This is a genomic window from Desulfotruncus alcoholivorax DSM 16058 (assembly GCF_000430885.1).
In the GTDB taxonomy this organism is placed as follows: domain Bacteria; phylum Bacillota; class Desulfotomaculia; order Desulfotomaculales; family Desulfallaceae; genus Desulfotruncus; species Desulfotruncus alcoholivorax.
The window spans coordinates 48,800-60,821 of the sequence record NZ_AUMW01000010.1 but is presented as its reverse complement, the minus strand read 5'-3'; the positions used below and the strand labels follow the sequence as shown (position 1 = coordinate 60,821).

Sequence of the window (12,022 nt, the reverse complement as noted above, 5' to 3'; positions counted from 1 at the left end):
CAAAACTAGACTATTTCAGTTAGCAAAAGGTATATTTACCTCAAAAGAAAAAAAACCGGGTTCGGTGCCCGGTTTTATCAGCAGATTGGAATACGTATTAATTAAAAGTAATGCTTTCTGTTAAATCTTCCTCGCGGTCTAAATCGTCATTCATATGATGACTGAAATAGTTTTGTGAGTTGTCATGAATAAGGATTTCTTGACAGATATTTTTAATGTGCTCGCTTATTCTAAGAAATGAATTTATTAAATCCAAGTGTAGTGAACTGGTTGATATGGATTGGGCCGTGCCGTCTTTGAGCCGGTTAAAGTGCTTTGCCCTTAGATGTCGTTCCATGCGTGACATTTCCGGGTACATCTTGGCTGTTTTTGAGGCTAAATCTTTATCATTGGAAAACAGGGCCAGATTACACATTCTTATCATATCACATAGGTGCTTGTGCATATCTTTAATTTCCTCCCAGCCGGCCTCGGAAAACTTGCAACCCCTTGCAATTTTGCAGCTTGCAATATAAGTAATGTCTTTTTCAATAATGTCTCCAATGTGTTCCAGATCATTAACAATATGCATATAGCTCATAGAACGATAGAATTCCTGGCGTGAAATGGGTTGGCGCATAATATCGGTTAAATACTGGGTAATAGCTTTGTATAAAACGTCAAGGTAATCCTCCTTCTTGTTTATCTTATCAAGGAGTTCCACGCTGCTCAGCTCAAAAATGGTTATTACCGATGTTGTCATTTCAAAAACCTGGTCGGAAGCGTGGTTGATTTCTTTTGAAACAAGCCCCAGGGCTATTGAAGGTGTGTTAATTAGCTTGTTATCAAGGAACTTTGGCTTTAACTCTTCGGCGTCCCAACTTTTATCTTGCCTTTCGGGTACGATTTTTTGCAATAACCTGGCGAAATAAGAGGTGAAGGGTAAGAAAACTATGGCAATCCCAATGTTGAACAATGTATGAGCGTTTGCCACCTGGTAACCCGGCGAAGACGTAAATTTGGTAAGTAAAGCAGCATAAGGGGTAACAAAAGGAAACAATATCAGAACCCCGGCCATTTTAAATAGCAGGTGAGCTGTGGCTACGCGTTGAGCTTCTCTGGAAGATCCCAAGCTTGTAAGAATTGCCGTAAATGATGTCCCAATATTAGCGCCAAATAGTAGGTAAATGGCAGAATGTAAGGATACCATGCCTTGCATTGACAAAACCATAATTATACCAACAGAGGCTGCACTACTGTGTACCAGAAAGGTAAATAATGCAGCGGCGGCTATGGCCAACAGCGGGTAGTCGCTGGCGCTCATTAGCATTTGTTTGAAAAACGGCGCGTCGCGCAGGGGATGCATAGTATCGGACATTATTTTTAAACCTAAAAACAGTAAACCAAATCCTAAAAGAGCTTGCCCTATGCGCTTATATTTATCACGCTTGCTGAAAAAAATGATAGTTGCTCCAATACCGACTATGGGCAAAGAAATCTCGGTTACGTTAAGTGCTATTAGCTGGGCGGTGACTGTTGTTCCTATATCGGCACCCAGAATTACCCCAAGGGTTTGCTTCAGAGTCATTATGGATGCGCTGGTTAATCCCACTAAAATAACTGTTGTAGCGGTACTACTCTGGAAAAGTATTGTCACCAAGGCCCCAACTACCAGGGCGGTTAGTCTGTTGTGAGTTAAGGTACTTAGGATGTTGCGCAATCTATGGCCGGCTATTTTTTGCAAGCCTTCGCTCATGATGTACATGCCATAGAGCAAAAGACCCATGCCCCCCACAAGCCCAAGTGAAATAGATTTCCAAAGCTCCAAGTTCATTCACCTCGAGTCGGTTTATGTTAAGATAATGTTAAATTGATATTAGCTAATTGTAAAGCAAGTCACTTTTATTTTCAATATTTAATTATTTTATTCATTGTATTAATTTTGGATAATAAAAAGGAATAGAATAAATCATGTCGAAAAACTACCTTTAAATACCAATACTTAATATGACAGCAGCTGAAGGTGGATTAATTATGCGCAGGGTACCTACAAAAAAATTAAAACCGGGCATGAAAGTGGGCCGTTCTGTTATTAACGCAAATGAACAAGTTTTACTGGCCGCGGGTACCATACTTACTGAAACTTTTATTGCGCGGTTACAAAAGCTGAACATTCCTTCTATATACGTTGACGACGGTTTTTTACCTGATTTACAATATAATGATGTTATATCCGAAAAGGTTAGATATAAAGCAATTCAACAAACTAAAAAAATTTTTCACGATTTCCGTTATACGAAAAACTTAGTGGGCCTGGATAAAATAGAGAGCATAGTGGATGATCTTGTTGATGAGTTGCTGAATAACAAGAACATCATGGTTAATTTAGTTGACATACGCAGCAATGATGAATATACTTTCGGCCATTGTGTTAATACCTGTATTTTATCAATGATAACTGCTCTTCGGTTGGGTTATAGCACGAATAGTATAAGATTACTTGCCATAGGAGCGATTTTGCACGACCTGGGCAAAACGTTGATACCACTTGAAGTATTGAATAAGCCAGGTAAACTAACAGCCGAGGAATATCACTTAGTTAAAAAGCATTCTGAGTACGGGTTTGAACTGTTATGCCAAAATACTCAATTTCAAAATGCCTCAAAGCTTGTTGTTCTTCATCATCATGAAAGGTATAACGGTACTGGATATCCCCATGGCCTTGCACGAAATCAGATACCGCAAAATTCGGCCATTGTTGGATTGGCTGACATGTATGATGCATTGACTGCCGACAGGGTATATCGCAGTGCTTATCTTCCCCATGAAGCCTTTGAAATGCTTTCCGCCAGCGGTGATTACTTATTTGAATTTGATATAGTCAAGGCATTTTTACATCATGTGGCAGCGTACCCTATTGGAAGTTTGGTTAAGCTTAATACGGGTGAAATTGCTGTTGTTATACAAAACCGTCCAGGATTTTCACTTAGACCTAAATTAAGAGTATTGTTTTTATCAAATAATGAACCTTGCACAGACCAGTTTGAGATTGACTTGGCCGAGGTGCATAATAAAACAATTACTCAAGTTCTTAATGATACAGTTGATCTGGATTTATTGAAAAATAAGCATATAAAAATTAACCTGCCTTGAAATAGTCGTCGGTAGATAACAGTCTAGCCCAGGTAATATATGCGATAAATAACAAACCCCAACCCTTAAAGGTTGGGTTTGTTGTTTGGGGCCGTTAACTTTGCAGCTTTTTAATCTCTTCTTCGCGTAAAGTGCGCCTTAATACTTTACCAACAATTGTTTTGGGAAGTTCTGTGCGAAATTCAATTAATTTGGGGACTTTGTATTTAGCCAGGTTATTTTTGCAGTAATCGATAATTTCTTCCTCTGTTGCTTGCTGGCCTTCTTTCAATACAATAAATGCTTTAACGGTTTCTCCGCGATAAGGATCGGGAACACCTGCAACAACAGCTTCCAAGATTTTGGGATGTTCAAATAAAACTTCTTCTATATCTCTGGGGTAAATGTTGAAACCGCCCGCAATAATCATATCTTTCTTCCTGTCAACAATATAGAAATAGCCGTCTTCATCCATTTTGGCAATGTCTCCGGTATAAATCCAGCCATCTCTTAAAGTTTTAGCTGTTTCTTCGGGCATATTCCAGTACCCCTTCATAGCTTGGGGACCTTTGATACATAATTCACCGATTTCGTTTGGAGGTAATTCTTTTTCACCTGTTTCAAGATCGACAATTTTACAGTCTGTATCGGGCATAGGTATTCCAATCGAACCGGCTTTACGGATTCCAGATACAGGATTGCAGTGCGTGACCGGTGAAGTTTCAGATAACCCAAAGCCCTCTACAAGGTTGCCCCCGGTTAATTCTTCGAACTTCTCTGCCACCTCTATCGGTAGCGGGGCTGACCCGCTGATGCAGCCTTTAATTGAATCAATCCCGTACTCTTGGACATTGGGGTAGTTGTTGATGGCTATATACATGGTTGGGGCTCCGGGAAAGAAAGTTGGCTGGTATTGTTTGATTAATTCCAAGCATTGTTTGATTTCAAAACGTGGCATAATAATCATAGTCGCAGCATTGATGATACTGAAATTCATGCAGGTGGTCATGGCATAGGAATGGAAGAAAGGCAATGCGCACAAAACTTTTTCCTGGCCGTATTCCATGTTTTCAAACCAGTGTGATACTTGCAGAGCGTTTGCGGTTATATTGCGATGTGTTAACATGGCTCCTTTGGAAACTCCGGTTGTGCCGCCGGTGTATTGGAATACAGCCACATCATCCATTGCCACAGGTACCTGATCAAAAGCAGGAGGATATTTTAACAACAGCTCCTCTGCTTTAATGGCGCCATCATCTATTTCTGCAGGCTGCCCGAGTGAAAAAAGAATGATCTTTTGCAGCGGAGTGACATTACGCACCTTATTAATTAACGGGTAAAATGCGTCATAGGCAATAATTGTTTCCGCGCCGGAATCGTTTAAAACGTGTTCCAATTCGCGTTCCACATACATAGGGTTAACTTGAACCACAATGCCTCCGATCTTTAAGGTGGCCAAAAAGGCCATAACGTATTGAGGACTGTTAGGAGACATAATAGCTACCCGGTCACCTTTTTTTACACCTAGATCAGCAAGGGCGTTAGCGCATTTATTAACCATACCCTGGAGTGTTTGAAAGCTTAGCTTTATACCTGAGAAAACTACTGCATCGCGTTCCGGGAATTCACCAGCTACCTTGTCAAGAAATTGGGGCATTGTTAAATCGGGATAGTCAATGTGAGCAGGGACTTTAGCTGGGTAACTTTTTAACCAGATCTTATTGTTTTCTGTCAAAATGTACACCTCCACTATGTATGAATATTCATTCACAATTTTTGCTTATTTACATTTCGACAAGCTTGGGAATAATTCCTTTAGACTTTTTATATTTTTTAAAAAAATTACATAATTCTAAAACAAATAAATTTGTAAAATTATTAAATACCTTTATAAATAAAATAGGGACAAGGTCGGGACAAGGTGCCTGTCCCCTTGTCCCTGCCTGTCCCTAGGCTTTTTGATGGTTAACTTGCTTTTTCAATTTTAACTGCGCAGACTTTTAACTCAGGTATTTTGGCAACCGGGTCCCTGGCAGAGTTTGTCAGCTTGTTAATAGCCACTTCCGGGAAATGGAACGATGTAAACACCATTCCTTGCGGCACTATGTCAGTTAGGCGGGCCTGAACCGCAACTTCTCCGCGACGGGATTTGACCTTGATCATTTCACCTTCCGTTACGTTGATCGCAGCTGCATCGGCCGGGTTGATTTCCAAGAACTCAGTGCCGTAATGTACTTCCAGTGTTCCTGTTCGCTGGGTCATGGTGCCGGTATGGTAGTGGAAATGCCGCCGCCCGGTGCTGAGAACGAATGGGAATTCGTTGTCCGGTTGCTCCGCGGGAGGAATGTATTCCACCGGGTTAAATTTACCGAGACCACGCACGAATTTATCTTTATGAAGGTACATTGTGCCGGCGTGCCCGGAGTTGGGGCAGGGCCACTGGATGCCGCCCTGCTCTAGGCGCTCATAAGAGATACCGGCATATGAAGGAGTTAATGATGCTATTTCATCAAATATTTCTGAGGCCGAAGCATAGCTCATTGTATAGCCCATGGCCGTGGCCACGTCACAGATGATTTGCCAGTCAGCCCGGGCATTGCCTACAGGGTCAATGGCCTTACGCACACGTTGGACCCTGCGCTCGGTGTTGCTGAAGGTGCCGTCCTTTTCTGCGAAGCTGGCTGCCGGTAAAACCACATCCGCCAGTGCTGCAGTTTCAGTTAGGAAAATGTCCTGAACCACTAAAAAGTCCAGTTTTTCCAGGGAGTGGACCACATGGTGGGCATCAGGGTCGGACAGTACCGGGTTTTCACCCATGATATACATGCCTTTGACTTTGCCTTCGGCTGCAGCCTCCATCATTTCACCGACGGTTAAGCCAGGCTTGGCCGGCAGTTCTCCCACGTTCCACGCTTTGGCAAACTTGCCGCGGTTATCTTCGACGGTTACAGCCTGGTAGCCGGTGTAAACATTGGGCAGGGCTCCCATATCGCAGGCGCCCTGGACATTGTTTTGCCCGCGCAGGGGGTTAACCCCACTGCTTGGTTTGCCTATTTGGCCGCACAACATCGCCAGGTTGGCAACAGCAAATACATTATGGGTACCGCAAATATGCTGGGTAATGCCCATTGTATAAAGGATTGTGGCATTATTAGCCTTGGCGTAGCCCCTGGCTACTTCACGTATTACATCAGCTGGAATTCCGGTAAGGCCTTCGGCATATTCCGGTGTATATTTGGCCACTGTCGCTTTCAGGGCTTCAAAGTCCTCTGTTCTGGTGGAGACAAATTCTTTATTCCAGATTTCCTCTGCAATAATAACATTGGCCATGGCATTTAACAGGGCGATGTCGGAGCCTGATTTCAACTGCATGTGAATATCAGACAGCTCTGCGATTTCAGTGCGCCTGGGATCAGCCACTACCAGAGTTGCCCCGTTGCGCTTGGCTTTCTTAACTTGCAAGCTGATGATGGGGTGCGATTCCGTGGTGTTGGTGCCGATGGCCAGGATAAAATCAGCTCCGGCAATTTCTTTGATACTGTTGGTCATTGCTCCGCTTCCGAATGAAGCCGCCAGACCGGCGACTGTCGGAGCGTGTCAGAGACGGGCGCAGTGGTCGATACTGTTGGTACCGAGTACTGCGCGTGTAAATTTTTGCATCAGGTAGTTTTCTTCATTGGTGCAGCGGGCTGAACTCAGTACAGCCAGCGAGTCCGGGCCATAATTAGCCTTTATTGCGCTTAATTTTGCAGCTACCAGGCCGATTGCTTCTTCCCAGGAAGACTCAACAAACTTTCCGTTTTTCTTGATTAACGGGTTGGTCAAGCGGTCGGGGTGATGGATGAACCCGTAACCGAAACGCCCCTTTACGCACAGGGCCCTGCCGTTTACGTCACCGTCACAGGAGGTCACCCCAACAACCTTATTGTCTTTAACGTTCAATTCAAAACTACATCCGGTTCCGCAATAGGGGCAAGTGGTTTTTACTTTTTTCACTTCCCAGGTTCTGGCAGCCGAGCGCAGGCCTTTTTCCTGCAACGCTCCTACCGGGCAAACGGCAACGCAGTTGCCGCAAAAAACACATTCCGATGCTGAAAGGGGAACATCCATTGCAGGAGTTATCTTGGCATCAAAGCCGCGATACGCGAAATCTACTATATTTTTGCCCTGAATTTCGGCACAAGCACGGACACATTTGCCGCATAAAATACACTTGTTCATATCCCTGACGATAAATGGGTTGTCATTTTCAAGGGGATAAGCGTGTTTTTCGCCACCAAACGATTCTGTTTTAACACCGTACAGGTACGCATAATCCTGCAGGCTGCATTCGCCGTTTTTTCCACAAGTTAAGCAGTCCATTGGGTGATTGGCCAGCATGAGTTCCAGAATGGTCTTTCTGGCTTCAATTACTGCCTCTGATTCGGTGTAAACCACCATACCTTCTGCAGCCTCTGTAACACAGGAAGCAGGCAGATTGCGCATGCCTGGAATTTCCACTATGCACATGCGGCAGGCGCCAAACCTTGTCAGTTCCGGGTCGTGGCAAAAAGTGGGGATGAAAACCCCGGCCTGTCTGGCGGCTTCCAGCACGGTTGTCCCTTTGGCTACGGTCACTTGAAGACCGTCAATGGTTAAAGTTACTTCTGCCACCGGAAGTTATCCCTCCTTCCTTTACTAGTCTTTGTTGAGCTTGGAGATGATATCTTGGAGTCCCAGCGCCTCGCCCCAGGACACTTCAACAAATTCGCCGTCTTTTTTCAAGTGAGGTGCCGGCGGCGCATCCAGGTACTTTAGTTCAAGTCCCAGCCGGCCTTTGAGGCAAAGAGGCCTGCCATTGCCGGGCGCCTTGGGTACCACACCAATATTTTTACCATTTTTACTTAGCACATAAAATGTACAGCCACTGTCACAAAAAGTGCACGTTACTTCCTGCTTTTGCATTTCCCAAATGCGGCCTTTGCCGGCTAGAGGCTTCCAGGTCAGCGCTCCCACCGGGCAAACCGTTACACATCGGCCGCAGTAAACGCAATCTGATTCTCCCAGCGGAGTATCCATAGCGGTGACGATTTTGGTGGCAAAGCCGCGGTAACCAAAATCAATGATGCTTCTTTCCGGGATGGCGTTACAGGTGCGCACACAACGCCCGCAGAGAATGCACTTGGAAGCATCGCGAATTATATACGGGTTGGAATCGTCAAGGGGATAATCCTTCCGCTCTCCCTTAAAACCGGACTCTTTGACGCCGTAGCGAAACGCATAATCCTGCAGCCTGCAATCGCCGTTCTTTTCGCAGGTCAGGCAATCCTGGGGGTGATTTGCCAGCAACAGTTCAAGGATGGTTTTGCGCGCTTCCACCACTGCGGGGGACTCGGTGAATACTTCCATCCCCTCGGTGGCCTCGGTTACGCAGGATGCCGGCAGATTGCGCATCCCCGGAATTTCCACCACGCAGATGCGGCAAGCACCGAAGCGCGGGATATCGGGATCGTGGCAGAAAGTGGGTATGAATACCCTGGCCTGCCTGGCGGCGTCCAGCACAGTGGTGCCTTTGGGAACTGATATTTTAATCCCGTTGATGGTTAGGGATACATATGACAACTAATTTCCCTCCTTTGCAGAGAGTTGGTGTTAAGCCTTGTAAATAGCTTCAAACTTACAACCTTGGATACAAGCGCCGCACTTGATACATTTTGTGGTGTCAATAGTATGCGGTTCTTTCTTTTCGCCGGTAATGGCGCCGGCCGGACAGTTTTTGGCGCACTTGCCGCAGCCTTTGCATTTTTCCGGATCAATCACGTACACCAGCAGACTGGTGCAGGCTCCAGCCGGGCAACGCTTATCTTGAATATGGGCAAGGTATTCGTCTTTAAAATAACGCAGGGTTGAGAGAATCGGATTCGGGCATGTTTGTCCCAAACCACACAGGGCGGTATTCTTAACTACCCGGCCCAGGCGCTCTAAAGTATCCAGGTCTTCCATCTCGCCTTTACCGTCACAAATGCGGGTGAGGATTTCCAGCATCCGCTTGGTGCCCTCGCGGCAAGGTGTACACTTACCGCAGGACTCAGCCTGAGTGAAAGTCAGGAAGAAACGGGCAACGTCAACCATACAGGTGGTTTCGTCCATGACTACCAGTCCGCCGGACCCCATCATGGCTCCTGCAGCGGTCAGGGAATCATAATCAACCGGCAGGTCTAAATTTTCTTCAGGGATGCAGCCGCCCGACGGGCCGCCGATCTGCACGGCTTTAAATCTCTTACCGCCTTGAATGCCGCCGCCGATGGTGAAAATAATATCACGCAGGGTCATGCCCATAGGCACTTCAACAAGACCGGTGTTGTTTACTTTACCGGTAAGGGCAAATATTTTGGTGCCTTTACTTTTCTCTGTGCCCAGCTTGGCGTACACCTCTCCGCCGTTGCGCAGAATGTAAGGCACGTTGGCATAAGTTTCAACGTTATTCAAGTTGGTTGGTTTACCCCACAAACCGCTTTGAGCGGGAAACGGCGGCCTGACCCTGGGCATGCCCCGGTTTCCTTCTATGGAAGTCAATAGTGCGGTTTCCTCGCCGCAGACGAAAGCGCCCGCACCAGCCTTGATTTTGAGGTGGAAGTTAAAGCCCGAATTAAAAATGTTGTCGCCGAGGATGCCATATTTTTCGGCCTGGGATATGGCTATTTTTAAACGTTCAATAGCCAGGGGATATTCGGCCCGGACGTAAATATAACCTTCATCCGCACCAACTGCGTAACCGCAGGTCAACATACCTTCAATCACTGCATGGGGGTCGCCTTCCAAAACACTGCGATCCATGAAAGCGCCCGGGTCGCCTTCGTCCGCATTGCAGACCACGTATTTTTTATCACCTTGCGCTTGTCTGACGAAACCCCACTTCATACCCGTGGGGAAGCCGGCTCCACCGCGCCCGCGTAAACCGGATTTTTTAACTTCTTCCACCACTTCTTCAGGTTTCAACTCAAACAGAGCTTTAGCAAAGCCTGCATAACCGTCGTTGGCCACGTATTCAGCAACATCTTCGGGATTGATATGCCCGCAATTATGCAGTACCAGCCTTTGTTGTTTGGCATAAAAAGGCACAGTCTCATAAGTTTTTGCCAATTCTCCGGTGGTTGGATCCTTGTAAAGCAATCTTTCAACTATTTGGCCGTTTAACAGGTTTTGCTCAACAATTTCCGGCACATCTTTATCCTGAACCCGCACATAAAAAGTTTTATCGGGTTCCACAATCATCAGCGGGCCCTGTTCACAAAAGCCGTGACAGCCGGTAATAGTTACCTTAACTTTATCAGCAAGATTATGTTTTTGCAGTTCTTCTTTTAGCACATCGACAAGTTTCCTCGAGCCTGATGAAGTGCAGCCTGTACCGGCGCAGATCAAAATATTTTTCTTTTCTGATCCTTCAGGCAGGTGAATTCCGGCAAGAATATCCGCTCTTTTTTTCCGGCAGGATTCGTCCTGGTGGCAAATAGGACCTTCTTTGCGGCACTTGATGAAGTCCCGGCACGGATTTTGCGGCTCATGGGTGCACTTGTCACAACATTTATCCAATAAGTTATTCAATTGCCAGGCCTCCTTCCTATTCGTACTCTTTAATTACAGAAACGGCCTTGTCAGGGGTTAAGCGGCCATGAGTATCATCGTTAACCATCATAACCGGCGCCAAGCCGCATGCGCCCAGGCAGGCCACGGTTTCAAGCGTATAGCGATGATCTGCGGTTGTCTCATTTCTGCCCACCCCAAGATCTGTGGAAACTGCATCAAATACTTTGGCAGCACCACGCACGTGGCAGGCAGTACCCTGGCACATCCTAATAATATTGCGCCCACGGGGCTTCAGGTGGAATTGGGAATAAAAAGTAGCCACACCGAAAGTTTTACTGAAAGGTACGCCAATTTCCCGGGAGATTTTTTTCATGACATCACCGGGCAGGTAACCGAAAATTTCCTGTGCTTCCTGCAGCAAAGGAATTAATGCTCCCTTTACATTCCGGTATTTGTCAAACACTTTTTGCAATTTTTGATAATTAGCTTCCAGGTTTTGCTCACACTTGCATGCCGACAAACCATTTCCCTCCTCTCATTGTTTCAAAAACAATACATTAGCCCAGGATATTTAGCCCGAGCTATAAAGAAATCGATATTAAATTAGCGAAAATCCATTATCCTTTCTTCAGTTACAAGCAACTGTATTGGAATATCATGTTTTTCATGATAAACATTAGGTTGAATTTGCAATTCAAATGCCAGTGCTAAAAGAATTACGTCCTTGCGGGTACGCAACAAAAAACGGTCATAAAAACCACCACCATAGCCAAGCCTATTTCCAACATTATCAAAAGCTACCCCGGGAATCAGCACCAGGTCGATCTGTTCGGGATCGACGGGTCTGACACATTCCGGCCTCGGTTCCAGAATCCCCCATGCCCCAGGTGCCAGATCGCCCGGGAAATCATGCAGCAATGAAGGAGTGAGCTTTTTGTTTTTAATATCGGTTACCGGTACGGCTATTTTTTTGCCGTTTGTCAGCGCGTCTTTGATTATGCCGGAAGTTTGCACTTCATTGCGGAAATCTATATAAGCCATGATCGTGTTGGCATTTTGATATTCCGGAAGAGTAAATAATTTTTTGATAATTGCTTGGCTTTTTTGTTCTATTTCCTGAGTTGACAGGGTGTTTCGCTTGGCAATTACATTATTTCTTAATTCGTTTTTAGACACGGTAATTCCTCCATAAATACTTTTCAACAGAAATTTTTCAGTTTTTGATATTATTCTTTCGTAAAAAAATAAATCCTTCCTAAATTGTATGGAAGGATAAATAAGCAATAATAAATCATTGCTCATCAAAATTGTGGTTAAGGCGGCAACGCGGTAGCGTTATGGAAGT

At 45.3% G+C, this 12,022-nt stretch carries 8 protein-coding genes; 1 reads left to right on the top strand and 7 read right to left on the bottom strand.

Annotated elements, in window-relative coordinates; translation table 11 throughout:
* Window positions 1-97 precede the first annotated feature (97 nt).
* Window positions 98-1,807 carry a Na/Pi cotransporter family protein gene (locus tag H569_RS0105425; RefSeq protein WP_027364171.1) on the bottom strand — a complete coding sequence of 570 codons (1,710 nt, stop codon included), beginning with the start codon at window positions 1,805-1,807 and terminating at the stop codon, window positions 98-100.
* A 206-nt stretch (window positions 1,808-2,013) separates the two neighbouring features.
* On the opposite strand from H569_RS0105425, the gene H569_RS0105420 reads away from it, so the two are divergent.
* Window positions 2,014-3,132 (top strand): HD-GYP domain-containing protein, encoded by a 1,119-nt coding sequence (locus H569_RS0105420; RefSeq protein ID WP_027364170.1) that lies wholly within the window; start codon window positions 2,014-2,016, stop codon window positions 3,130-3,132.
* 94 nt (window positions 3,133-3,226) lie between these two features.
* Here H569_RS0105420 and H569_RS0105415 read toward each other — a convergent pair whose 3' ends face one another.
* The 6 genes from H569_RS0105415 to H569_RS0105385 all read right to left on the bottom strand — a co-directional run bounded on the left by H569_RS0105415 (window position 3,227) and on the right by H569_RS0105385 (window position 11,853).
* Window positions 3,227-4,846: a long-chain-fatty-acid--CoA ligase gene (locus H569_RS0105415; RefSeq protein ID WP_027364169.1), complete on the bottom strand. Its 1,620-nt coding sequence runs from the start codon at window positions 4,844-4,846 to the stop codon at window positions 3,227-3,229.
* A gap of 230 nt (window positions 4,847-5,076) precedes the next feature.
* Window positions 5,077-7,764: a formate dehydrogenase subunit alpha gene (gene fdhF / locus H569_RS21655; RefSeq protein ID WP_081410886.1), complete on the bottom strand. Its 2,688-nt coding sequence runs from the start codon at window positions 7,762-7,764 to the stop codon at window positions 5,077-5,079.
* A gap of 24 nt (window positions 7,765-7,788) precedes the next feature.
* On the bottom strand, window positions 7,789-8,712 hold the full coding sequence (locus H569_RS0105400; RefSeq protein ID WP_027364166.1) for a 2Fe-2S iron-sulfur cluster-binding protein: 924 nt from the start codon (window positions 8,710-8,712) through the stop codon (window positions 7,789-7,791).
* 30 nt (window positions 8,713-8,742) lie between these two features.
* Window positions 8,743-10,695, bottom strand: a complete 1,953-nt coding sequence (nuoF, locus tag H569_RS0105395; protein WP_027364165.1) for an NADH-quinone oxidoreductase subunit NuoF — start codon at window positions 10,693-10,695, stop codon at window positions 8,743-8,745.
* Between the two features lie 16 nt (window positions 10,696-10,711).
* The gene (gene nuoE / locus H569_RS0105390) at window positions 10,712-11,197 is read right to left on the bottom strand and encodes an NADH-quinone oxidoreductase subunit NuoE (RefSeq protein ID WP_027364164.1); all 486 of its coding nucleotides are present in this window, start codon (window positions 11,195-11,197) and stop codon (window positions 10,712-10,714) included.
* An 83-nt stretch (window positions 11,198-11,280) separates the two neighbouring features.
* A complete protein-coding gene (locus H569_RS0105385; protein WP_027364163.1) occupies window positions 11,281-11,853 on the bottom strand; it encodes a 5-formyltetrahydrofolate cyclo-ligase in 573 nt (190 codons plus the stop codon).
* Window positions 11,854-12,022 lie beyond the last annotated feature (169 nt).

Bases quoted from the DNA above. Each gene is read 5' to 3' on its own strand.
- H569_RS0105420 (WP_027364170.1), top strand. From the start codon at position 2,014: ATGCGCAGGGTACCTACAAAAAAATTAAAACCGGGCATGAAAGTGGGC.